28 protein-coding genes are annotated in these 24465 nt (G+C 39.6%); 4 read left to right on the forward strand and 24 right to left on the reverse strand.

The features are described 5' to 3' along the window. Positions 1 to 22 precede the first annotated feature (22 nt). From QUF73_11105 to QUF73_11175, 15 genes are all read right to left on the reverse strand, one after another. Complete coding sequence (locus QUF73_11105) at positions 23 to 799, reverse strand: sulfite exporter TauE/SafE family protein (GenBank protein MDM5226770.1); 777 nt, start codon at positions 797 to 799, stop codon at positions 23 to 25. 62 nt (positions 800 to 861) lie between these two features. After that, entirely contained in the window at positions 862 to 1089 is a 228-nt protein-coding gene (locus QUF73_11110; protein MDM5226771.1) for a sulfurtransferase TusA family protein, read from the reverse strand. 57 nt (positions 1090 to 1146) lie between these two features. Further along, positions 1147 to 2268: an MBL fold metallo-hydrolase gene (locus QUF73_11115; GenBank protein MDM5226772.1), complete on the reverse strand. Its 1122-nt coding sequence runs from the start codon at positions 2266 to 2268 to the stop codon at positions 1147 to 1149. A gap of 41 nt (positions 2269 to 2309) precedes the next feature. After that, positions 2310 to 2888, reverse strand: coding sequence for a sulfurtransferase TusA family protein (locus QUF73_11120; protein MDM5226773.1), 579 nt, complete (start codon positions 2886 to 2888; stop codon positions 2310 to 2312). 30 nt (positions 2889 to 2918) lie between these two features. Further along, the gene (locus QUF73_11125) at positions 2919 to 3395 is read right to left on the reverse strand and encodes a DsrE/DsrF/DrsH-like family protein (GenBank protein ID MDM5226774.1); all 477 of its coding nucleotides are present in this window, start codon (positions 3393 to 3395) and stop codon (positions 2919 to 2921) included. Positions 3396 to 3563: 168 nt separating this feature from the next. Next, positions 3564 to 3860, reverse strand: a complete 297-nt coding sequence (locus tag QUF73_11130; GenBank protein ID MDM5226775.1) for a rhodanese-like domain-containing protein — start codon at positions 3858 to 3860, stop codon at positions 3564 to 3566. A 15-nt stretch (positions 3861 to 3875) separates the two neighbouring features. Beyond that, on the reverse strand, positions 3876 to 4235 hold the full coding sequence (locus tag QUF73_11135; GenBank protein ID MDM5226776.1) for a rhodanese-like domain-containing protein: 360 nt from the start codon (positions 4233 to 4235) through the stop codon (positions 3876 to 3878). A 68-nt stretch (positions 4236 to 4303) separates the two neighbouring features. Continuing rightward, the gene (locus QUF73_11140; GenBank protein ID MDM5226777.1) at positions 4304 to 4564 is read right to left on the reverse strand and encodes a metal-sensitive transcriptional regulator; all 261 of its coding nucleotides are present in this window, start codon (positions 4562 to 4564) and stop codon (positions 4304 to 4306) included. Between the two features lie 221 nt (positions 4565 to 4785). Beyond that, positions 4786 to 4911: a hypothetical protein gene (locus tag QUF73_11145; protein ID MDM5226778.1), complete on the reverse strand. Its 126-nt coding sequence runs from the start codon at positions 4909 to 4911 to the stop codon at positions 4786 to 4788. Between the two features lie 387 nt (positions 4912 to 5298). Beyond that, the gene (locus tag QUF73_11150) at positions 5299 to 6711 is read right to left on the reverse strand and encodes a SpoVR family protein (GenBank protein MDM5226779.1); all 1413 of its coding nucleotides are present in this window, start codon (positions 6709 to 6711) and stop codon (positions 5299 to 5301) included. Between the two features lie 128 nt (positions 6712 to 6839). After that, positions 6840 to 7394 carry a PepSY domain-containing protein gene (locus tag QUF73_11155; protein MDM5226780.1) on the reverse strand — a complete coding sequence of 185 codons (555 nt, stop codon included), beginning with the start codon at positions 7392 to 7394 and terminating at the stop codon, positions 6840 to 6842. Between the two features lie 95 nt (positions 7395 to 7489). Continuing rightward, positions 7490 to 8182, reverse strand: coding sequence for a PepSY domain-containing protein (locus QUF73_11160; protein ID MDM5226781.1), 693 nt, complete (start codon positions 8180 to 8182; stop codon positions 7490 to 7492). A 70-nt stretch (positions 8183 to 8252) separates the two neighbouring features. Beyond that, positions 8253 to 9605, reverse strand: a complete 1353-nt coding sequence (locus QUF73_11165) for a HAMP domain-containing histidine kinase (GenBank protein MDM5226782.1) — start codon at positions 9603 to 9605, stop codon at positions 8253 to 8255. After that, positions 9602 to 10297 carry a response regulator transcription factor gene (locus QUF73_11170; GenBank protein ID MDM5226783.1) on the reverse strand — a complete coding sequence of 232 codons (696 nt, stop codon included), beginning with the start codon at positions 10295 to 10297 and terminating at the stop codon, positions 9602 to 9604. Before QUF73_11170 ends, QUF73_11165 begins: the two co-directional genes overlap by 4 nt. A 126-nt stretch (positions 10298 to 10423) precedes the next feature. Then, positions 10424 to 10741, reverse strand: a complete 318-nt coding sequence (locus QUF73_11175) for a DUF3889 domain-containing protein (GenBank protein ID MDM5226784.1) — start codon at positions 10739 to 10741, stop codon at positions 10424 to 10426. 205 nt (positions 10742 to 10946) lie between these two features. On the opposite strand from QUF73_11175, the gene QUF73_11180 reads away from it, so the two are divergent. Then, the gene (locus QUF73_11180) at positions 10947 to 11201 is read left to right on the forward strand and encodes a YhdB family protein (GenBank protein ID MDM5226785.1); all 255 of its coding nucleotides are present in this window, start codon (positions 10947 to 10949) and stop codon (positions 11199 to 11201) included. Between the two features lie 60 nt (positions 11202 to 11261). Here QUF73_11180 and QUF73_11185 read toward each other — a convergent pair whose 3' ends face one another. The 5 genes from QUF73_11185 to QUF73_11205 all read right to left on the reverse strand — a co-directional run bounded on the left by QUF73_11185 (position 11262) and on the right by QUF73_11205 (position 17347). Further along, positions 11262 to 11798 carry an NADPH-dependent FMN reductase gene (locus QUF73_11185; GenBank protein MDM5226786.1) on the reverse strand — a complete coding sequence of 179 codons (537 nt, stop codon included), beginning with the start codon at positions 11796 to 11798 and terminating at the stop codon, positions 11262 to 11264. Between the two features lie 139 nt (positions 11799 to 11937). Continuing rightward, positions 11938 to 12585 carry a response regulator transcription factor gene (locus tag QUF73_11190; GenBank protein MDM5226787.1) on the reverse strand — a complete coding sequence of 216 codons (648 nt, stop codon included), beginning with the start codon at positions 12583 to 12585 and terminating at the stop codon, positions 11938 to 11940. Then, positions 12586 to 13716, reverse strand: coding sequence for a GAF domain-containing sensor histidine kinase (locus QUF73_11195; GenBank protein MDM5226788.1), 1131 nt, complete (start codon positions 13714 to 13716; stop codon positions 12586 to 12588). It lies immediately after the preceding gene. Positions 13717 to 13932: 216 nt separating this feature from the next. Beyond that, positions 13933 to 15678, reverse strand: coding sequence for a phospho-sugar mutase (locus tag QUF73_11200; GenBank protein ID MDM5226789.1), 1746 nt, complete (start codon positions 15676 to 15678; stop codon positions 13933 to 13935). A 166-nt stretch (positions 15679 to 15844) separates the two neighbouring features. Continuing rightward, a complete protein-coding gene (locus tag QUF73_11205) occupies positions 15845 to 17347 on the reverse strand; it encodes a GNAT family N-acetyltransferase (protein ID MDM5226790.1) in 1503 nt (500 codons plus the stop codon). Between the two features lie 362 nt (positions 17348 to 17709). Here QUF73_11205 and QUF73_11210 point away from each other — a divergent pair, with 362 nt between their 5' ends. Then, positions 17710 to 18150, forward strand: a complete 441-nt coding sequence (locus QUF73_11210) for a disulfide oxidoreductase (protein ID MDM5226791.1) — start codon at positions 17710 to 17712, stop codon at positions 18148 to 18150. Next, on the forward strand, positions 18150 to 18620 hold the full coding sequence (locus QUF73_11215) for a thioredoxin family protein (GenBank protein MDM5226792.1): 471 nt from the start codon (positions 18150 to 18152) through the stop codon (positions 18618 to 18620). The genes QUF73_11210 and QUF73_11215 overlap by 1 nt, the downstream gene beginning before the upstream one ends. Positions 18621 to 18650: 30 nt before the next feature. Here QUF73_11215 and QUF73_11220 read toward each other — a convergent pair whose 3' ends face one another. Beyond that, entirely contained in the window at positions 18651 to 19049 is a 399-nt protein-coding gene (locus tag QUF73_11220) for a YhcU family protein (protein ID MDM5226793.1), read from the reverse strand. 343 nt (positions 19050 to 19392) lie between these two features. On the opposite strand from QUF73_11220, the gene QUF73_11225 reads away from it, so the two are divergent. After that, entirely contained in the window at positions 19393 to 20313 is a 921-nt protein-coding gene (locus QUF73_11225) for an RluA family pseudouridine synthase (protein MDM5226794.1), read from the forward strand. A gap of 114 nt (positions 20314 to 20427) precedes the next feature. On the opposite strand, the gene QUF73_11230 is transcribed toward QUF73_11225, so the two are convergent. The 3 genes from QUF73_11230 to helD form a co-directional block, all read right to left on the reverse strand. Continuing rightward, positions 20428 to 20688, reverse strand: coding sequence for a GlsB/YeaQ/YmgE family stress response membrane protein (locus tag QUF73_11230; protein MDM5226795.1), 261 nt, complete (start codon positions 20686 to 20688; stop codon positions 20428 to 20430). A 210-nt stretch (positions 20689 to 20898) separates the two neighbouring features. Further along, a complete protein-coding gene (locus QUF73_11235) occupies positions 20899 to 21726 on the reverse strand; it encodes an aldo/keto reductase (GenBank protein MDM5226796.1) in 828 nt (275 codons plus the stop codon). 297 nt (positions 21727 to 22023) lie between these two features. Next, positions 22024 to 24291, reverse strand: a complete 2268-nt coding sequence (gene helD, locus QUF73_11240) for an RNA polymerase recycling motor HelD (GenBank protein ID MDM5226797.1) — start codon at positions 24289 to 24291, stop codon at positions 22024 to 22026. Positions 24292 to 24465 lie beyond the last annotated feature (174 nt).

A 24465-nucleotide genomic window follows, 5' to 3' on the forward strand; every position in this document is an offset into this window, starting at 1 on the left:
CCGCTGCTCCCTTCCCTCTTAATTATAAAATATCCATCCAGATTTTGATTGATGTTGCCAGAATTAAAACTGCCAAAATGACCTGGAGGATTTTTGTATTTACTCTTTTTCCTGCAGCAGCTCCTAATGGAGAAGCAATTAAGCTGGCAATGATCATTATGGCAGCAGGAATATAGTCCACCTGGCCGGTTGCCAATTTACCAGCTGTAGATCCAATCGATGAAATAAATGTAATGGCCAGTGATGTAGCAATCGTCATCCTTGTAGGGATCTTCAATACAACCAGCATAATAGGAACCAGTAAAAATGCACCTGCTGCACCTACGATTCCAGCTCCAATGCCGACAATCAAAGCAAAGAAGGCTGCAAGCCATTTATTGAACTTTACTTGATCCAAAGGTATATCATCCAAGCCTTTTTTCGGCACGAACATCATGACTGCGGCAATTAAAGCCAATACACCATATACAAGATTGATGCCGCCTTCAGTCATAAACCTTGAACCATAGCTTCCGATTAAACTTCCGATTAGTATTGCTGAACCCATATAAATAATAAGTGTTTTATTCAGGTACCCGCCTTTTCTGTAAGCCCAGACACCCCCGATTGTTGCAAAAAACACCTGTACTGCACTGATTCCGGATACTTCGTGAGCAGAAAAAGCAGCTAATCCAAATAATGGCGGGATGTATAAAAGCATAGGGTATTTAATGATTGAGCCGCCAATTCCTACCATGCCGGAAATGTAAGACCCGATAAAACCAATTAAAAATATAACGATTAAGTAGGTTAAATCCATGTGGCTATCTCCTCCTTTTTAGCAATAAAAGGGAGGAGACCCCCCTTTTACCTTTCAATAGATTAGCCTTTTTTTATCCAGAACTTTAAAATTCCGTTGTCATCCTCATGTTTTAAAAGCTCATGTCCTGTTGACTCTGTCCAGGCAGCCAAGTCTTTGACTGCGCCTTTGTCGGTTGTATGAACTTCAAGCACCTGGCCTGATTCGATTTCCCCTATTGCTTTCTTTGTTTTTACGATTGGCATTGGACAAGCTAAGCCTTTTGCATCCAGTACTTTTGCTGCGTTCATGTTTTCATTCCTCCATTTTTTCAAATTATCTAAGCTAAAGTTTTTGAATTCAGGTAATTATCTTACAGCACAGCGGTTAGGGCCGATTTCCATCTCTCTTTGTTTTTCTTCATCCGGGCTGATTTTCCCCATATTTGTTTCACGGATTTCCTGATAAGCATTTGGCTGAGGAGGAAGATTTTCAGAAACTAATTTTCTGAACTCTCCTTCGTCATCAATATTTAATCCATGATTCTCAGCAAATAATGTGCCAAGTTTCTCAGAAACACTGCCATCTTCATTTAACTCATCAATGATCATGAAGTGTGCAGGCATAACAACTAATTGACTTGATAGCTCTTTATAGCGCTTATAAAGTGTCTCCCTTAAATCGCCAGCCCAGTCACCGGCTTTTCCTGCAAGATCCGGTCGGCCAATTGAATCGATGAATAGAATATCGCCTGATAGAAGGTATTGATCATCTACCACAAATGATGTTGATCCTTTTGTATGGCCTGGTGAATAAACAGCTTGAATGCTGATCTTAGCAGAACCAATCATTACTTCGTTTCCATCGTCAAGACTTTTGTAATCAAATGTTACTTCTTCAGCATCCTTAGGAGGAAGCCAGTATGAAGCACCAGTTTTTTCAGCAATTTTTCTTCCCCCTGAGATATGGTCAGCATGGAGGTGTGTATCAAAAACATGCTTGATTACAGCATTCTTTTCAGCAGCAAAGTCAATGAATACCTCAGTCATTCTTGTTGCATCGACAATCGCAGCTTCCCCATTAGAAATAACCATATATGATAGACAGCCTTTACCAATGCGGACAAATTGGTACAATTCGCCCCCGTCCTTCAAGTCTCCTGCTTTAACAGGCTCAAGGTGTTCGCTCCATGCTTTCATTCCGCCCTTCAGGTAAGAAGCCTCTCGTCCAGCTTCCTCAAGCATTTCTGCAATCATGACAGAAGATCCTTCTTTTGCACAAACGATTAAAAGTTCTTTATCAGCTGGAATTTTATCCAGAATTGACTCTACTCCATCAAGAAGATCGAAGTAGGGAACATTCATGTATTCAAAGTTTTTTCCTTCAATCTTCCAATCATTAAAGTCACTTTCATTACGCACATCCAGTATAAATAGCTCTTCTTTTTGAATAACTTTTTTTGTTACTTCTTTAGCAGTCATTGCTTTCATCGTTCTATACCCCCTAATGTATATTTCTTTTTAAAATTTTTTTAGTTCACTTTAGTTTCTGTGGGCCCATTCCAACCAGACATTCCCGGCACTACATTAATTATGTTGGAGAAGCCTTTTTCGGTTAATGCCTGTGAAGCCATATCACTGCGGCTGCCTGTACGGCATACTACATAAATCTTTTTATCTTTATTCAGCTCGCCAATTCGTTCTTCAAGTTCGCCAAAAGGAATGGAAACAGCGTTTGGAATATGTCCAAATGCATATTCAGCCGGTTCCCTTACATCAAGAACGACAATCTCTGAATTTGATTCAAGTTCTTTTTGCAGATCTTCGTTAGAAGCAATAGTCTCAAAATTTACTGCTTCGCGCTCTTCATTTTCACTTGCTTTGCGAATATAGTGCTTTAGCACATCCCCTTCTTCAATTGTCCCAAGATAATGATGTCCTGAACTTTTTGACCAAGCCTGAATATCTGCCTTTGAACCTTTATCCGTTGCAAGCACCTCAAGTACTTCACCAGGGTTTAAATTATTAATTGCTTTTTTTGTTCTTACAATTGGCATTGGGCAAGCAAGACCTTTTGCATCTACCGTAAAGTTTGCTTTTAATGTTGTCATTTAGATATCCCCCTATTTTAACAATTTGGTTTAGATGAATAAGTTTACATTTCCATCTTCTGCATCTGCCAGGTACGCTGCTACACCAGCATAATCAACACCATCAATAATTTCATCTGGTTTAAAGCCTAGAAGATCAACTGTCATCTGACAGGCTACCAGCTTAATATCCTGTTCTTTTGCCATTTCAATCAAATCTTTTACTGGCATCGTGTTGTGCTTTTTCATAATGTCTTTAATCATTTTTGGACCCATGCCAGCCATATTCATTTTTGAAAGACCCATTTTTTCAGGACCTCTTGGCATCATTTTTCCAAACATTTTTTCCATAAATGATTTTTTCACTTGGATAGGCTCATCTTTCCTTAGAGCATTCAGTCCCCAAAAAGTGTGAAAGATTGTTACCTCATGGTCATAAGCAGCTGCACCATTCGCAATGATATAAGCTGCCATCACCTTGTCATAATCTCCGCTGAATAGAACAATTGTTGTTTTTTTCCTATCCAATCTTTTATCCTCCCTTTACCCTATTGGGTATAATTATAATCAAAAAAATTTATTTGTTCTTATTAACAGTAATACCTAACGAGGCTTGATATACCTCATAGGGTATATATTAGAGTATGTTTGATTTTCTGTCAATACCCTTTTCTTTGCCGTTTCGAAAATCTAATTTTATTCTATTGGCCCTTCCCAGTTCATCATGCCGCCAATCATATTGATCACATAAAAACTCTTGCCTTCAAGAAAGCGAGCAGCTAACCCACTGCGATTACCAGACCGGCAGACCATTATATATTCCTTGTTTTTATCTAATTCATGCATACGAAATTCAATTAACCCAAGTGGAATATGAATAGCTGACGGAATCTTTCCTTCCTTAACCTCATCCGCTTCACGGACATCAATCAAATTCAAGTGTTCGCCAGCAGCTAACTTTCGTTCAACATCTTTAGCAGTCATTGTTTTCATTTGAAGTATCCTCCTTTATTTCCAGGCGCTTAGCCCACCTCGGATATTTGTAATATTTTTAAAGCCTTCTTTCTTCAGGATTTTGCTCGCCTTGCTGCTTCTCATTCCACTTTGGCAAATGATAACTACTTCTTTATCCTTTGATAGCTGGCCCATTTTCTGATGAAGCTGATGAAGAGGCATATTTACAAATCCCGGAACATGGAATCGTTTAAACTCTGCAGGTGTTCTCACATCAATGTATTGTTTGTTTTTGTCTTTTAGTTCAGTTTGCAGCTGAGAAGGTGTCAACTGCCTGACACCTTTAACTGGAAGCAGCTTTCGAACCAAAAAGATAATAAGCAGAGCTATAATAACTCCATTTAAGATGGTCATTTGATTACCTCCAATTTATTTTCAATTTACCATACGGGGTATTAAACCTTAATAAAGTCAACTGCCTCTTATCTGCTTTTAACAAGCAAATTGACTGCCTCTTCAATAATGCCTGAATTTGCTGTGCCATTTTCAGCATTTTCAATAATACACTGCTCAAGATTTGAACTGACAATAACTGCGATTGCTTTATCAATCGCAGAACGGGAAGCTGTTAATTGAGTAATGACAGATTTGCAATCCTTTTCGTCTTCCATCATTTTTACAATACCCCTAAGCTGTCCCTCAGCTCTTTTGATTCGATTTTTGGATTTTTCATCAAATACCAATATTTTCACCCCATTTATTTCGTGCAATGACAATCTGGCATTCAGAAGCCTATCAATTGGAAACTAACTAGCAGCAAGGTAAATAAATCAGCAGCATAATAATCTCCTCTGCATTTAATAATTCAATTACAATTCATATAATATACCCCATAAGGTATTTAGTCAACTTTATTTTCTTTATAATTGAAAAAACACCCATCCGGGTGTTTTTACTCACTGTCTTAACAGCAGTCACTTTCGCTGCCTAATAAGACTAGCCTTTCATTTTCCTTGTCATGGTCAAGAACCATGCTTTCTGTATGCGGCTTGATTTCCGGGTCAAAAGCAACCAGGATTTCATTGATCATTTCGGTTAAATCTTCTGCTTCCGGCTCATCCAGAGCCAGTCCAATCTGTGGGCCTCCTCAGCCAAAGCCTGCAAAGTAAACTCTTATGCCGCCAGCGTTTTTCTCCTGAAACACTTGTTTTAAGAGGTCACGAGCCGAATCTGTAATTTTCAAGATAATCATCCTTTCTTCAGTTTAAAAATGAATTCAAGCCATTTTTGAGTCACTGGGAAGTCATCAAATAACCTATTCCCAATACCCCCGCCTGTACTCGTTAATATTACTTTAATATTCTTCAGGAAGAAAGTATTTAGTTTGTATCATTGCCTATTTCCTAATAACCTGTTTCTTTTCTTTAACTTAAAATAAAAAAAACGAACCACATCTGATGTGGTTCGTCCGTCATTTCTATAAATACTTCCGGTGAATGCTCTTCCCATCATAAGTGAAAAGCATATTTTTGCCTTCAACGATGGTTTCCATATGGATTCCTCTGCCCCAAAGCTGGTATACATACGGGAGTACTTTTTCAAGATATCTAAGATCAAGCTCCACTCCTTCAAACCAGTGCTTAAGGTATAGCTCTCCATTCTTCATATAATCGCCGTCATTAACCGTCAAATATGGGAATCCTCCATTTACTCGCATGCTGACAAGCTGATCGCGGACATGCTCCCACTGTTTATCAACAATTTTATAATCCTTTCCCTGTTTTTGGAACAGATACATATCTTCTCTCATGACAAGGTCTTTTGTTAAATAATTTCTTAAGAAAGAGATATCCGACTCGATCTCACGGACCTCAAACATTTTCTCCCGGCCTGAACCAGGCACCACACCACGCCTTTTCATTCCTTCCGTCGGATTATTATACCGCTCTTCAATATCTTCGAAAATTTTCAGTCCCAGATAATATGGATTGATTCCAGTTCTGGACGGCTGAACCACTCCTGCATTCAGTTTGGCAAATTCCAGCGCTTCTGCTGATGTCAAATCCATTTCCCTTAAAATACGCTGATGCCAATAGGAAGCCCAGCCCTCGTTCATGATTTTTGTTTCGAGCTGCGGCCAAAAATAGAGCATTTCTTCCCGCATCATAGTTAATATATCCCGCTGCCAGTCGGTTAGCTCCCTGCTGTAGCTCTCAATAAATAGCAATAAATCTTTTTCGGGTTTTGGAGGGAATTTCTTTTTCTTCTTCTTTGGCTCATGTTTTTTGTTCCTTTCATCCAAATCCCATAAATCATCATAAGGGCTAGGCGATGCCGTATCACCGCTGCTTTCATATTCATCTTCCGTACTCCAGGCTAGCTTCGGTCTCATAAGAGAGGGATCAATATGTTCTTCAATTGCCAGCACCGCATCAAGAAAAGTTTCCACTTCCTTCTTCCCAAACTCAATTTCATATTGCCTGATTCTTTCGGCGGTGGCAGCCATGCTCTCTACCATGTCCCTCTTAGTGTTTTGAAAACGGACATTATTTTTAAAGAAATCGCAGTGTGCTAAAACATGCGCCACAATTAATTTGTTTTGAATAAGGGTATTGGAATCCAGCAGAAATGCGTAGCAAGGATCCGAGTTGATTACAAGCTCATAAATTTTTGATAATCCTAAATCATAATGCAGCTTCATCTTATGAAACTGTTTTCCAAAGCTCCAATGCGAAAACCTGGTCGGCATGCCATAAGCGCCGAATGTATAAATGATTTCTGCAGGACAGATTTCATACCTCATTGGGTAATAGTCCAAGCCAAACCCATTTGCAATTTCAGTAATTTCCTGAATGGCATATTCCAATGACTTATTTTCTTCTTCTCGCATTGCCACTCCCCCTTTTAGTCCTTACCATAATCTATGAACCAACAAGAGGATTGATGAGTAGTCTCTTCATAAGCTTGAAACGGATTACAGCAAAAAGCGGAGCATTTCGCCCCGCTTACCATATGGCATTAGTCATCCAATTCAACTTTTAATATTTTTCCTGTTTCAGCATCAATATCAACATCTGCTTCGCCTTTATTTGTTTTCAGTTCAACTTCATATAGGATCTGTTCATTGTCTTCATCTATTTCAATTTCTTTTAGCGTTCCATTTACTTCTTTTTCAGCTATTTCAATAGCCTTTTGTTCGGAAATTATATTTTCCCCATTTACCTCTTTTTCGGACTGATCATTGTCATCATCATCGTCGTCTCGATCTTTATTAATTGAAATGACTTCACCATCTAAGGCGTGAATTTTAATATCGAAATCTTCTTTCCCGTTTTCAATATCAATGTCATAATACTGTTTGCCATTTGCTCTTTCCAATTCAATGCTCTCTACTCTTCCCTCTGCTTCAGAAAGAGCAATCTTCTTCGCTTCTTCAACAGTAATCAAATCCTGTACAGCTTCTTTTTTACTCCCAGTGCTTCCTTGTCCACTCGTATCTGCTGCACCTGCTGCAACAGCACCACCCAGCAATACAGCTCCTGCCAAAGAAATAACTGCAAATTTTTTGTTCATTTTATTTTTCCTCCTTTTTCTTTTCTACATGTTCAATATAACCGGTGAAAATGAGAGAAAAAGGATAAGAAAATTAAAATTTGATGAGAAAGGTATTAATCATCCCAGGTAACCGACAACACTTTTCCAGTAATAGCATGGATCTCGACAGCTGCCTCTCTTCCATCATCCTTTTCTATCTCAACAAGATAATAAGATCCCTTGTCTGTTTCTCCAAAGCTGATATCATCCACTTCCCCAGGTTCATTTTTTAGAGCAATTTGGACAGCTTCCTCTTCGGTTAGATTTTTGACAGGGACCTTAGTTTCCTCAGCAACACGGGATAAAATTTCACCATTAAGAGCATCAACAGTAATCTTAATCTTCTCTTCATCTTTCTGAACGATTGCCTCGAAGGCTGACTTTTCTTTTTGAGTCACTTTTTTCAGGGAGAGTAATTCACCAGTTTCTTCTGCCTGAATAATTTCCTTTATTTTTTCTTCATCAAGCTGCTTCTGTTCACCATTAGAAATCCGTTCTTTTTTTTCAAAAGAAAGAATTTCTCCTTTGTTTTCACTCAGCTTTATTTGATAGAGCCCTTCGCCTCTTTTCATTTCAATCAAATAAGTGCTGTTCACTTTTTTCAAATTCAGAATTTCTCCCTGATATCGGTCTTTTATTATTTCCCTGGCTTCACTTTCAGTAATTGATTCTGAAGCGGAGACATTTGTGAATTGTATTACAGCAAATACAAGGAGCGCAGCCAGCAGAAGCCCCGAAGCTAAAATTATTATAGGTTTTTGCTTCATTTCCATACACCTCTCCATTTAGCTTATTTCTCTATTATCTGATAATAAAATGAGAAAATGATGAGAATGGTTAAGTTATTTTGATGCTTATAGATGCTGCAGTTCCTAATCCTTCAGTACTTTCGAGTCTGATTTCAACCCCAAGAGCATCAGCGATTTCTTTAGCAAGGGACAGTCCCAGTCCCGATCCTCCTGTTTTCCTGTTTCTTGCCTCATCTACCCGGTAAAATCGGTCAAACACTCTTGGCAGATCCTTCTGGGGAATACCCATGCCGCGATCTTCAATCCGTATATAAACTTCACTTTTCTCTGTCCGAGCAGTAACCCTTATGACATCATTACTGTATTTCCTGGCATTATCCAGAAAAATAAACAGGAGCTGCTTTAATTTATTTTCATCCGTTTGAATAAAGGTATTTTCAGCCAAACCGAATTCCAACTGTATAGTCCTTTTAAAAGCATCTCCATAAGTCCGAATGACTTGGGTTAAAAAACTGTTAAGATCTATCAATTTCAAATCGAGCATCCACTGGTCATCATGCCGTGCAAGCAAAAGAAGCTGTTCTGTCATTTCCTTCATTCTTAATGCCTCTGAATGAATGGCTTCTATTGATTCATTAAATAATTCAGGTTCTTTCAATCCCCTTCTCTTAAGCAGGCTTGAATAACTCTCAATAACAGTTAATGGGGTTTTTAATTCGTGGGAAGCATTTGATATAAAAAGTTTTTGCTTTTCATAGTTGGATTCAAGAAGGTCTATCATATGGTTGAAGGTTTCACCCATTTGATGCAGCTCATCCTGGGATTTCCCCTCCAGTTCAAGACGCTTGAATTGGCCGCTTTTTCTAATTTCTTTCATGGTGGCTGTCATTGTGGCAACAGGCCTTGTAATAAACTTACTAAGGAATGCGCTGGAAATTAAAACTGGAATCATTGCCAGAACTGTGACAATCCCAAGAACGAAACGAAGAGTCTTTAATATTTTCTCTGCACTTTCCATGCTTCTGGTCAGCTGAAAGCTTCCTATTTCACCATCCGGCAGAATGACAGGTGCAGATGCAAACATATAGACTTTCTTACCTTTTTCCAATGTTTTTATCTCTTCATTGCTGATAAACTCTGCAGGAATTTCTCTGAGTGCCTTTTCGTCTGGAGATGCGACTGTTTTTGCCTTTTTATCCGGGTGTACCAGTCTCACCATTCCACTTGAAGGAACAAGGGCCCTAAGCAGTTCAGCTTCTGGAACATTCCCGATTGAACTTTGCGCAATCTTTGTAATATTAGCCATTTCATTTGAAATGGCGGCCCGCTCATTTTCATATACCAATTTGCTGAATACCGTATAAACAGTGAAATTCATTATAAGCAGCAGTACTGCAAAGAGAACGGTTGTATACAAATATATTTTCTTCCTAAGATTCATTTCGTCTCCTTTAATACATAACCTACTCCGCGGATTGTATGGATAAGAGAAGGCATCTCAGGCAAGTCTATTTTCTTGCGCAAATACCTGATATAGACATCAACAACATTTGTGTCCCCCAAAAAGTCATATCCCCAAACGGCGTCCAAAATCTGTTCCCTGTTCAGGACCTGCCTTTTATTTGTCATTAAATAAACAAGTAAATCAAATTCTCTTGGGGTGAGTTCAATGTGCTGAACTCCCCGGCTGACTTCTCTTGTTTTTTCATTGAGCTTTAAATCCGACACTTCCAGACAGTCATGAACTGCAGGTTCCTCTGTACCTGCTGACTTTATTCTTAGTGCAGCTCGTATCCTGGCAAGCAGCTCTTCAATTTGAAAAGGTTTTGTTATGTAATCATTCGCACCCAAGTCTAAACCAGAAACTTTATCTTCCACTGAGCTTTTAGCTGTCAGGAGCAAAATGGGGGTCTGTTTATCCTTGCTGCGAATTCTTCGCAGTATTTCTATTCCGCTAAACCCAGGAAGCATGATATCCAGAATAATTAAGTCCCAGCTTCCAGTCCGGTATAACTCCATTGCCTGATAACCATCCATTGCTTTTGTCACTTGATAGCCCTCGAATTCAAGTTCAATTTCCAGAAGCCTCGCAATTTTAGCTTCATCCTCCGCAACAAGAATTGATTCCTTCAAAAAACTCACTCCCCATATTTGACGGTAATATTCATAATCCAAGATTATCAGAAAAATATTTTTTTATCATTATTTTAAATAAGGAGTTTGTTTGCCAAATACAATGAAAAAAGCCCCCGAAGGAGCTTACTGTGTTTTTCTCTCTACAGATAGGCTAACCGCTTTGTTATCCTTAAGGTTATGTGTGACACTAACCAGCACGGTTACAGGTTTCCCATCTTCCTTTACAGAAAAAGTGAAGGTGTCTGTCACATCTGTTTCGGTCACTTTTTTCCTTCCTCCATACTGATAATCCACTACTTCTTCCCCAGGATAGTCTTCCTTAACAACTGCGATGGCAATTCTCCCATACTTTTCATAATCCGGTTTTTGGACAGCTCCTGCCAATGAGCCTCCCCCGGCTAATAAACAAACCAGCATAAACATCGATAAATACTTTTTCATGATATCCTCCAAAGCATGTGTCGTTAATTATATTTTTGGCTCAGTCTTCAATTTTATGTATGGAATTGTCTTATAAATGGATGTGGCCAATATACAGGTAAATGATGAAAACCCTTGTAATTCAACAAGTCCAAGATTTACTTCGAAATAAAATTCAGCATCATCATAAACTATAATCAACTCCTGAAAGAGGAGGAGAGGACAAATGAATAAAGTGGATTATGACCGGGCGCTATATTATACGCACCGGTCAGAATGGGATAACCTGCTGATACTGATGGTCAGAACAGATGATCAATTTCTTTCGAAGAAGATCGAACATTTTCTTCATGCCTACAACTTCGAAAAAGACTATTCTGTCATTGAGAAACATTTATATTCACTGCTGAGATATATTGACCATGCCAATGAATTATCGGAAAAACAGCTGCCAAACACTGTATTTTATGAACTAACCTAATAAAAGAATTCCACCAATAATAAAAACACGGATTTTTTGGTCCGTGTTTTTTTATTTTTATTATTTTAATTCCTGCTTAATTTGACCATATGCCTTCATATATACCTGAAGTTCTTTCATTAACCCCTCAACAAGCTGGGCAGGTTCCTCATAAAGGCCATCATTTTCATAATCAAAACAATGCGGATCCAGGACCAGCTGTTTAGGAATGACATTGGCATATACACCTCTGCCGGCAATTCTTAAATTATTCAGGGCATTGATGCCGCCTTTTCCGCCTCCTGCCACAACCAGTAAGCCAACTGGCTTATGGGCAAATTGCTCACTTCCGAGAAAATCCAGCGCATTTTTTAGAGCTCCGCTCATGGCACTGTGGTACTCAGGGGAAGCAAGAATGACCCCATCAGAGTCTGCAATTTGCTGACGCAGCTTTTTAACGGCAGGCAGCTGATATTGATCTTCTGTTCCATTATATAAAGGAATTTCTCCAAGACTTAAATCGATCAGTTCAGCATTATATTTCCTTGCAATATAACGAGAGGCTATTCCCGTTCTTCCCTTCAATCGCGGGCTTCCATTAATAATTGTAAGCTTCATCATAAACTCTCCTTTTAGTCCTATATTCTTTAGTATATAGAAACATGCGTTTATAAACATCGTCAGTATGGCTGAGTTTTATAATGCTTATCTTAGGTCTAATTCAGTAAATATCTTCTGCAACTTTTGGATGAGTTTTTTAGTCTTCCTCTGCAATACCATGACGCACTGCATAAAGTGCTGCCTGTGTCCTGTCTGCGAGATCCAATTTGGACAGCAGGTTGGAAACATGGGTTTTGACTGTTTTCTCTGTTATATAAAGGGATGAAGCAATTTCTTTATTGCTTTTCCCTTTTGCAATCTCCCGCAGAACCTCCAGCTCTCTCTTTGTCAGTTCTTCCAGCGGCTGTCTTTCAGTACTGTTTTTATTCGTTAAATGTGTGAGCAGATGGGAGGTCGCTTTTGGATGCAGCTGGTTTTCCCCTTTCATCAGCTGGATAATTGCCTGAACAAGAATATCCGGCTCAATGTCCTTCAGTTGATATCCTGAGGCCCCCGCCTCAATTGCCGGAATCACATGATCCTGATCTGAAAAACTTGTGAGTATCATGATCTTCACTTCAGGGCAGCTCGCTTTAATTTGCCTTGTGGCTTCAATACCATTCATAACAGGCATATCCAAGTCCATTAATACCACATCAGGCTGGTTCGTTTGCATCATCTCAACAGCTTCACGGCCATTTTTTGCTTCTCCGATGATTTCTATTTCCGACTGTGTTTTGAGAAAAAATACAAGACCCCTTCTTACAACATGATGATCGTCCGCTATTAAAACCTTGATGGCCATCTATTTCCCTCCCTTTTCCAAAGGAATGATAATTTCAATATTCGTTCCTTTGTTTGGCTCTGTTTTTAATTTAAATGAACCGTTCAGTGCTTCCGTCCTTTTCTTCATGCTTTTGAGGCCGAGTGAAGGGATATCGTTTTCACGATAATGAAACCCTCTGCCGCAATCGGAAATCACCATTGCAACTGTTTTTTCATCCACTGTCAGTGCTAAATCTGCTGTTGATCCACCAGAGTGTTTTTTGCAATTTGCCAGTGCTTCCTGGCCAATTCTCCAAAGTGTCTCTTCAACTTTTCCGGGCAGACAGATCACACCTTTTACTCTTGAATTGAGCGTCAGCCCAAGCATTTGGCTGTAGGTCTGCATAGCACATACAATCCCATTTTCCAGCCCGCGGGGTTTCAGCTGCCAGATAAGTGCCCTCATCTCGCTTAAAGCTTCCTGTGCGAGATCCTGCATGTAGGAAAAGGTCTCTTTAATTTCAGGATTATCAGTCATTTCAGCCCCTCCTCTCGCCGTTAAGCTTAAGGAGAACAAAAGCTGGTTGACTGAATCATGCAGGTCCCTTGCCAGCCTGTTTCTTTCCGCAGCAAGAGCCGTCTCCTGTTCCAGCTGTGTCAGCTTGATTCGTTTTATAGCCGTTCCGATTTGAAAAGCCACTGATTCCAGTAAAGCCAATTCTTCAGGTGAAAAATGGGTTTTATCAGGTGAGCCAATATTAAGTATCCCGAACTTTTCTTCCCCTGCTCTCAGCGGTACGGAGGCATGATGGGTAAGCCCCTTGGTATCCTTTCTTTGCTCGGCAATGGCATCTTCTATCCTTTTGCATTCAATAATGTTCGAAGCTTTATTTAATCTGCCGTCATTATAGCGGTCAAGACACCAGCAGTCTCCCTTGCACATCGGTCTGCAGTTATCCGCGGAAAGGGCAGGGGGCAGTTTCTCTTCTGCTGCCAGGCGAAACTCCCCTTGGCTATCGATTAGAAATACCCATCCCGTTTCAAGACCGGTAATATGAAGCAATTTCTGCAGAACCTCCTTTAGAAGGGAATCAATTTCCGTTCCTTCATTCAATATTTCTGCTATTTCTTTTAAAATTCTGATTTCAGATTGCCTTTTTTCCCCTAACACCCTTATCCCCCTTGGAACTTTCATAATATGTACTTTTATTATATAACTTTTATTCCCTTTCTTCCTTGGCATTTGGGAGGAAGCGGCCTGCGACTAAAGTTGTAGACAGAAAAAACACCGAAGAGCAGGCCTCTTCGGTGCATCTATTATGCAAATGGATAGCTGGTAAGTTTCATGCCCTTGCTTTCTGGCTAATAACATTCTGGATGTTTAACGCTATTTTTTTACTGAACTGCCCATTCTTTCTTCTACGATCTGCATAAATTCTTTTTGGACAGATTCCAGTTTTTCCTTGCTGCTGGCTAATGAAGAGGCACTGATTCCAAAGTAGAATTTAATTTTCGGTTCTGTGCCAGATGGCCTTAGGCAGATCCAGGTCCCATCTTCGAAGAAATACTTAATAACATTAGACTTCGGCAGTTCAATTACTTTCTCCATTCCATCTGCTTCAGTTCTGATTCCTGTTAAGTAGTCTTCAACAGCCTGGACCTTCATTCCTTGAAGGTCCTTTATTGGATTGGCACGGAAGGATGCCAGGGTCTGCTGGATTTTTTCTGCTCCTTCAATTCCTTTTAGAGTCATTGATTTTAACCCTTCAAGGAAATAACCATATTCGTCAAATAAGCTGAGCAATGCATCATAAAGGGACATGTCTCTCTTTTTATAAAAAGCAGCCATTTCCGCAGCAAGCAATGCCGCTTGGATAGCATCTTTATCCCTTGCAAAGTCGCCGATAAGATAGCCATAGCTTTCCTCATACCCAAACAGGAAGCTGTATTCACCAGTCTCCTCGTATTCCTTGATTTTTTCTGCAATAAACTTAAAGCCTGTTAAAACATCGATGGTTTCTACGCCAAAAGATGATGCAACCCTGCGTCCAAATTCAGATGTAACGATCGTTTTTAACATGATGCCATTGTCAGGCAGTGTATTCTTCTCTTTCTTCTGAGAAAGTATGTAGTGAAGCAGCAGCGCACCTGTCTGATTTCCTGTCAAAAGAACATAGTCACCATCTTTGTTTTTTGCAGCGATGCCAAGACGATCAGCGTCTGGGTCTGTAGCAATTAATATATCTGCATTTGTTTCTCTTCCATCTCTCATGGCCAGCTCAAATGCAATTTTTTCCTCTGGATTAGGACTCTTTACTGTTGAAAACTCAGGATCAGGGAGCTCCTGTTCCTTCACTACATGCACATGTTCATAGCCCAAAGCGGCCAAAGCCTCTCTAACTGGCTTGTTGGCTGTACCGTGCAGAGGTGTAAAAACTACATGAACATCCGTTTCATTTGCCGCATCAGGGTTCTCCGAAATGGTAAGGAGCTGCTTCTGATAGGCCTGATCAACTGTAGTTCCAATCATTGTGATTAGGCCTTTTTCCTTTAAACTGTCCTCGTCCATCACTTCAATAATCAATTCGTTTTCTATTTCATTTACTTTGCGGATAACAATATCAGCTTCAGCAGGAGTCAGCTGAGCACCGTCCGATCCATACACCTTATAGCCATTGTATTCCGGAGGATTATGGCTTGCTGTCACGACTATCCCTGCATACGCATGCAGGTAACGTACTGCGAATGAAAGTTCAGGTGTTGGGCGGAGTTCGTCAAATACATATGTCTGAATGCCCCTGCTGGCAAGTGTTTTAGCCGCTTCCATTGCAAATTCCGGGGACATGTGGCGTGAATCATATGCAATTGCCACCCCTCTGTTCTTTGCATCCAATCCTTTTTCTTCTATGTATGCGGCAAGCCCCGCAGATGCCTTGCGGACTGTATATATATTCATGCGGTTTGTTCCCGGTCCTATTTCCCCGCGCATACCGCCTGTTCCAAATTCCAGCCCCTTATAAAACGCTTCTTCAAGGAGCTTTTCATTTCCCTGCAGACGTTTTAGCTGTTCCAGTAATTCACTGTCCAAATTCTCATGGTTTACCCATCGATCTGCCGCTGTCTTCCATTCCATTGTATGACCTCCTAAAAAAGCTTCTTCATATCCTTTTCGTGTTCCAGGCGGATATTCCTCTTAAAAACATCCGAGTTATTTTGACAAAATTCACCCTAAGATTATGTATGCTTCCGCTGAAAAGCATTGAGCGCCAGTTGAAAGGCGCTCAATCTGCAACTATATATTACTTCTTATATTTAATGCTGTAAATATCATGCCTGCGGTCTTTTAGCTGGCGCACCGTGCCATCCTGTCTTTGCCGGCGGAGAATTTCCAGATCAACATCACCGATCAGGACCATTTCAATATTTGGATTGGTCTCTCCCACAATGCCATCCCTTGCAAACTCAAAATCAGATGGTGCAAATATGGCAGACTGTGCATATTGAATATCCATATTCTCAGTTTGCGGAAGATTGCCCACCGTTCCTGAAATAACCGTGTATATCTGATTTTCAACAGCGCGCGCCTGAGCACAATAGCGTACCCGCAAATATCCTTGGCGATCTTCAGTACAGAAAGGTGTAAATATAATTTTTGCACCTTTATCAGTCGCAATTCTAGCCAGCTCAGGAAATTCGATGTCATAGCAAATTTGGATGGCTATTTTTCCGCAATCCGTATCAAATACTTTTACTTCGTCCCCGCGGCTGATCCCCCACCATTTGCGCTCATTTGGCGTAATGTGGAGCTTATACTGCTTTTCAATCGTTCCATCGCGGCGGAAAAGATAAGCGATATTATAAATCTCATCATCATCTTCTTTAACAAAATGAGAGCCGCCAATTATATTGATATTATACCTGACTGCCAAATCCGTAAACAACTCGATATATTGCTCAGTGTATTCCGTCAGCTTCCTGACCGCAAGGCTCGGTGACCGTTCGTCCAGAAAGGACATTAGCTGAGCGGTAAATAACTCGGGAAATACTGCAAAGTCAGAACCGGAATCAGAAGCAACATCTGTAAAATATTCCACCTGATGGGCAAATTCATCGAAGGATTTAATCTGCCGCATTAAATATTGCACCACGCATATACGGACCGGGTAACTTGTTTTGTAAAAGCGCTTGGTCATTGGCCTGTAATCAACATTATTCCATTCCATCAGCGTTGCATATTTATTAGACTGCACATCATCAGGCAAATAGTTCGGGTTAATCCTCATCAGGATAAAGCCATTTAGGAGCTGAAAGGATAAAACCGGGTCATAGATTTTATGAAGTGAGACCTCGTTCACATACTCACGCGGGTTCATTTCTTTGGCGTATTTATGATAATTTGGAATTCGCCCCCCTATGATGATACTTTTTAAGTTTAAAGATCTGACAAGCTCTTTTCTCTCCTCATAAAGGCGGTGGCCAATTTTCATTCTGCGGTAATCCGGATGAACCATTACTTCTATTCCATAAAGGTTATAGCCTTCCGGATTATGGTTTGTTATGTATCCTTTATCTGTTACATCATCCCAGGAATGACGATCATCATATTCATCAAAATTAATAATAAGGCTTGAGCACGAACCAATGATTTCCCCATCATATTCTGCAACAAACTGGCCTTCGGGGAAAATATCCAGATGGCTTTCAAGCTGATCCTTCTTCCATGGTATCATGCCGGGGAAACAGAGCTCCTGCAGGGCGATGATATGATCTATATCTGAATGCCGTGTATTTCTGATAATCATTTTTTTCTCAAACTTCTTTAAATCAAGCTTTGTCAATGGTGGTGCACTCCTTTTGGAAATTATAATTATCCTGGGAGCTGATAAGAAAGTTCAGCCTCTCCAGTGATATACAGGTCTTTTCCCTTTTTTACTGCATTCATAACACCCTCTGAATTTTCTTAGCCAATTACCCTCTTTTTCTTATCTTGCGTCTTTTCCTTCATATATATTTCTATAAAGGTGATTGAATATCCCCTGTTCCTTGCTAATACCATTTCAATATTACAAATTCACTATTTCTGATGTTCCTTTGAACATGTTAATTTACAAGGGATGTCCAATAGCTTTATAATTTTAGAGTACATTTTAATAAGGAGATTATTATGGAGAAAAGACAAACAGACCGGCGGGAGAATTTGCTGTTTATTGCCTGGGCAGCATCGATTCTGGCCATGTTCGGCAGCCTTTATTTTTCGGAAATCAGGCAATATGAGCCTTGCGAGCTTTGCTGGTATCAAAGGATTATCATGTACCCATTTGCTGTCATATTAGGCTTGGCTGTTGTTAAGAAAGATTATCGCATCAGCCTTTATACGATGGTGTTATCTGCAGTTGGAGCAGGAATTTCTATCTACCACTACTCCATTCAGAAAATTTCATTTATGGCTGACCATGCAGCATCATGCGGGAGAGTTCCCTGTACAGGGCAATATATTAATTGGCTTGGATTCATCACGATTCCGTTTTTAGCATTGACAGCTTTTATAATTATTTTTATTTGCAGTTATCTTGTCTGGAAGAAAACCAAGGAGGTAGCAGAATAATGAAAAAGGTCATTATTTTTCTTGCAATTATCGTTGCGTTATTCGCGGCGGTTGGAATCTTAACTAAAATGCAAAATGAAGAAAAAGTTTCTGGGAATAATCCATATGAAAAGGATTCACTTCATCCTGAAACAGTCAAACAGCTTGAAGACCCAAATTATCAAAATCTGATTCTTCCTGAAGAATTGGACAAAAAGTTAAATGAAAATGAAGATGCAACTGTGTATTTTTATAGCCCGACATGCCCTCATTGTCAGAGGACAACTCCTATTGTGTCTCCGCTTACAGAAGATATGGGAATTGATCTGGTTCAATTCAACCTGCTTGAATTTGAAGACGGCTGGGACAATTACGGAATTAAGGAGACTCCAACAATTGTTCAATTTAAAGACGGCAAAGAGGTTAACAGAATTACTGGTTACCAGGAAAAAGAAGTCTTTGAACAATGGTTTAATGAGAATTCGAAATAACCAAAAACGCCTGCGGCTGCAGGCGTTTTTTTATACGAGCATTTCATTTGCGGCTTTGGCGTAGACACTGAACAGATTATTCCGCGGCATCCTTTCTCCGCAAAAATGACTGTAGTCGAATGGGAATGACAAACCGAATTCTTGAAGTATTTGAACATTTTTGACGAAAATCATTTCATATTTGTCATTCATCTGCCGGGATTCCAGAATAGCCATTAGCGTCTGCAGTCCTGCTATAACCTGGTAAGCCTCCTTTAATGTTCCGAAGTATTCAAAGTGCCGTGTAGAAGTATGTAAAATCTTCTGCTGTTCAAATTCTCTTATGTCATCATCTGTGAAATAAAGAGGTAACACATTTGAATAGAATTTTCTAATTAATTCTTGAATTTTTTGTTCCTGATCAGGAGTTGATGCAAATACAACTTTCACTGATAACCCACCTTTGTAATCCTTGTAATCAGTTCGTAATATATACATAAGAATATCATATTCTGAAAGCCCTTTAGGGTGGTAATTATACCCATGGAGTAGGAATTTGTTTACATTTATCCCTCCTGAGGAAATAGATGGCACAGGCATAATGCTTTATAATTGGTTCTAAAGTTCTATATTAACTTCATTTTCAGCAAAATAAAAGGTGATTTTGAATATTACGATAATATTTTGTGAATACCTATTCCTTTTATCAGCTGTTTTTAAAGGCTAATATATTATTGTAATTAATTTATATGTATAAAAGTCACGATTATTCAATCAGGATAAGGAGCAATTTATGGTAAAAATACAAAGGTTTGGCGAATGGTGTGAAATAGAGGTGCCGGTTAGCTGGGAAGGATATTCCGTCGAATATATAGTCCGGATATTATGGGGAGCACCAAAAAAGCAGACACACAACATGAGGATGAACAAGCAGGTATTAACCAATGATGATCCAGCCAATTGGACAAAGCCTCTGCATGCAGGGGATAAATTAAAATTCCATTTCTTCAAGGAGGAAGATTTGGGCCTTATACCCTCTTATTATGACATCGAAGTACTCTTTGAAGATGATCATTTACTTGTTTTGAATAAGCCTGCAGGCATGGACACGCATCCTAATTCTCCAGAGCAAACTAATACTTTAGCAAACGCTGCAGCCTTTCATATGCAGATGCAGGGCGAATGCAGAAGCATAAAACATATACATCGCCTGGATCGGGATACAACCGGTGCCATTTTGTTTGCGAAACATGCATTGTCAGGAGCAATCCTGGATAAAGAACTGGAAGTAAGAACAATTAAACGCACATATTTAGCATTGGTTCATGGCAGGATTCCGGAGATCAAAGGAACCATCAGCGAACAAATTGGGCGGGACAGGCATCATCCAACCAGAAGAAGAGTATCCCCCAGCGGCCAGCCTGCTGTCACGAACTATGAACTAATTGAGTACTTTCCTAAGCTAAATCTTTCACTTATTAAATGCCGTCTGGATACAGGCAGAACACATCAGATTCGTGTTCATCTCAGCCATATCGGTCATCCTCTTGCAGGGGATATTTTATATGGCGGGAAACCTGCTTTTCAACGGCAGGCACTGCACGCCGTAAAACTTGAGATTCCACACCCATTCTTAGAGGAAACCATAGTCTGTCATGCGCCTTTTTTAGATGAACCTGAGATTTTTAAGGGAATCGATCCGTATTCCTTTTAATAACGATTTAGAGCTGCCCTTTCAGAGGCAGCTTTTATTTCACTAAAACAAAGAAGCAGAGGCTTTCAGCGCAAAAAAAGAAGCCCCATATGGGACTTCTTTCAAATGATTTTATTAATCATGAGATTTGCGCATAGCCTTCATGATGAAGCCTACGATGAATACAAGCACGATAGCACCAATTAAAGCAGGAATAATAGCAAAGTCGGCTACGACAGGACCCCAATCACCAAGAATTAATCCCCCTAACCATGCACCAATGAAACCAGCGATGATGTTACCAATAATTCCTCCTGGAATATCTCTTCCCACAATCATACCTGCTAACCAACCAATGATACCACCTATAATTAATGCCCATAAAAAGCTTAACATTGAAAATCACTCCTCGTTTTGATTTAATTTAGTTTCTGTTCAGATTAAGAATTTCATTCAGTAGCTGCGCAGCTTTTGGTGATCTTATCTGCTTGTACAATTAAATTACCCAGGATTCACTATCTAAAACCAAAAAATAAAAAACTATTCTTCTGGAAAAATTTTATAAAAACAAAAAACACCCCTTAGGATGCTTTTTGAATAGCTTTATTAAAAATCAAATTTGTCCGGATCGGCCCCAAATCGCTGATTTTTATTTAATGTATTTATTTGTCTCATTTCTTCTTCAGTTAATTCAAAATCAAAAATATTTGCATTTTCCCTTAATCTTTCTTCTTTAACTGATTTGGGGATTACGATAATACCGTTTTGGAGATGCCATCTTAATATAACTTGGGCTGATGATTTGCCGTGACTTTCGGCAATTTCTTTTATGGCAGGGTGCTCCAGCACTCTGCCCCTGGCGATAGGAGACCATGCCTCCACTTTTATATTGTGATCATCACAAAATGCCTTCAATTCTTCCTGGGATAGAAGAGGATGAAGCTCAACCTGATTGACTGCAGGCTTTTCAGCTGAGTTTTCCATTATGTCCTTTAAATGATGAATTTGAAAATTGCTCACGCCGATGGCTCTTACCTTTCCATCCCTGTAAAGCTTTTCAAGCGCCCGCCAGGTTTCCAGGTATTTCTCCTTAACTGGCCAATGGATTAGATACAAATCGATGTACTCTAAATCCAGCTTCTTTAAACTCTTATCAAAGGCATCTAATGTTTGCTCATATCCCTGGTCCGTATTCCACACCTTTGTCGTTATGAAAAGCTCTTCCCTGGGAACACTGCTTTCTTTAATTGCCCTTCCAACACCCTCTTCATTTTCATAAAAGGCAGCCGTATCAATTAGCCTGTATCCTATGTTTATTGCATTTTTCACGGTGTCTTCAACCTGCCGGCCCACTTCTACTTTATATACTCCCAGCCCAAATTGGGGCATTTCAACTCCATTATGCAAGGTTAAAGTGCTGCTGATATCCTTCATATGAGTAAATCATCTCCTTCCATGTTTTCTACTTCATTTTATCATTTGCATGAAAAGGAGACCTGCTATTTACACTTTCAAAACAAAAGCGATTGCCCGAGGGATGCAATCGCCCATCTATATAAACGGCAAATGCCGGAATTGTGATATCGCGGATTTTTCGCCATCCCTCCTTATGTAAGATTGATTTTCCCGGTGAAAAAATGTCCTAAACAACGGACATTAAAATTATTTTTTTGAAGTTCGGAATGCTTTTAGGCAAAAAAAAGCAGCCTGAAAAATCGGCTGCTAAAAGTTTTATCCTATAATAAAATTGTTTTTTTCCAGTCCATAGAAATATAATCGGTGCAGAGGCCGTGTCATGGCGACATAAAGAAGCTTAATATCCAATTCATACTCTCTGGAAAATTCTTCTTCAAGTGATACAATCATGACCGCATCAAATTCGAGGCCCTTTGCCAAGTATGAGGGTACGATGACGATTTCATCCTTTGGTATGCTTTCCTGCTCCTGCAGCAGTTTAAAAGGGAGTTTGGCATGCTCTTCAAAAAGGTCATGAATGAGCAGGCAGTCTTTCATCGTTTTACCGATCACCGCAAACGTTTTATAATTTTCTTCTTTCAATGAAATTACCTGTTCCTCAAGCTGCTGTACAAGCCTGTGGCCATTCTCTCTCTTGATAAATTCAGGACTTTTTCCATGGCGGACAACCGGTTCGACTTCAGGGAATGAATAGGGGAGGAGCTTGAGCAATTCATTCGCCTTTTCCATGATTTCCACGGTGGTACGATAGCTTTTTTGAAGCTCTGTATATGTTGCACGCGGAAAAATAAAGTCAAGAACCTCCTGCCAGCTTGTTAGTCCCCTGTAGGAATGAATTCCCTGTGCAAGATCCCCAACTAATGTGAACATATCCGTATCAAGTGACTTTTTTAAAGAGAAGAGCTCCATGAAACTGTAATCCTGTGCTTCATCAATGACGATATTTTTTGCCTTCAGCTCTTTAGGGATGCCAAAAAGGCTTTCCTGCAAGTAAAGCATTAAAGCTAAGTCTTCTCTTTCATAAACTTTTTTCCTGAACAATTTCCTGCAGTATTCACATAGTAAATCTGCATCCTTTACAGGCAATTTCCCGCCTGACAATCTTGAAAGACGGATGGAGTCTTCAAATAGGTCTTTATAATAACGGATCAGGTTTTTTTTCGGAAATTGCTTCATGTATTTTGGCACAGCAGTTCTGAAGCTTTTCTTTAATTCTTCCAGCCTGGCTGCTTTTTTATCAAGCGCATCTGAAACATACTGTCTTCTTTTTTCCGGGTCTTTCCCTCTGTTAAGGGCCCTTTCGATTCTCTCGTCATAATATGTTTCAATTTTCTTTATGATATTTTTCTTTTTCTTAGCAAGATCGTTTTGAAGCACAGCTTTTAATTTTTCGAGCCTTCGATAAAGAGGCAGATAATTGTAATCCTCCAAAAAAAGCTGAAAGAATTTCTTATGGCTGAACAGCCTGAATTTATCTACCATAAAATCATCACTGGGGCAGAAGCTATTATATATTTCTTTTAGGTAATTGGTGAGGATTATCTGAAAAACAGGCGATCCTTTAATGGATGATGCCCAGGCTGCAAGGTTTGCTTCTTCACTGCCATGGTCCTCAAGCAAGTTCACCAGTTTACTGTCATCAGCCATTTTAAGATCCTCACCAAGACATGCCAGCACATATTCCTGGAAGGTAGTCTGGCGGACTCTTTCTACACCAAGCTCTGGAAGAGCTTCTGAAATATAGTCAATGAATAGCCTGCTCGGTGCCAGAATCATAAGCTGTTCAGGGGCAAAATTTTCTTTGTACTGATAAATGAAATAACTTATCCTGTGCAGGGCAATCGTTGTCTTGCCACTGCCTGCTGCCCCCTGAACAATGATGGGCTTATTCAAATCAGCACGGATTATTTTGTTCTGTTCTTCCTGAATGGTTGAAATTATTTCAGTGAGGCGGTTGCTTGAGCTTTTAGACAGTGATTCCTGAAGCAATTCATCAGTAGTCGTGAGATCTATATCCCGGATTTCTTCCAGAATCCCGTCTTCAATCATATATTGCCGTTTCAATGACAGATGGCCCGTAAAGCTTTCTTCATAGGAATGGTATTGAACCTCACCCAGCCTGCCTTCATAGTATAAATTGGCTATCGGAGAACGCCAGTCAACAATAATCTGCTCCTGATTCTCCCTTGAATACAATGATGTTTTGCCTATGTATAAAATCTCTTTTTCGTTTAAATCTTCCCTTAAGAAATCAATTCTGGCAAAATAAGGCTTTTTACGGGCTTTTTTCAATTGATTTAATTCTTCTTTGGACATCTCAAAAAAACGGGCATTTGTCAGTAAAGAAGAGTAACTTAAACTGGATTCGAGCCAATCAACGTCTTCGAAAGCTTCTTTCATATTCTCCTGAAACTTATCTTTGCTCGATTCTGAAGTTTTAATCACGACATCAATATAACGTTTCGTAAACTCCAGCCGTTGAGTCTCCTGCTGAAAATCGGGGTGTTCAAATTCAGATGGCATATGTTTCTCCTTTCAATTGTTTTTCAGCCGCAATGGAGAAATACATATGAGCGTACGCGTGGGCAGAAAAATATATTATCAGAAAAATCTGCAAGAATCAAGGGATGATAAAGACAAATTCAAATTAGGGTGTTACATGCATTGGCAATCATGGTAATTTATAATATAGAAAAA

It is taken from the genome of Cytobacillus sp. NJ13, from assembly GCA_030348385.1.
In the GTDB taxonomy this organism is placed as follows: domain Bacteria; phylum Bacillota; class Bacilli; order Bacillales; family Cytobacillaceae; genus Cytobacillus.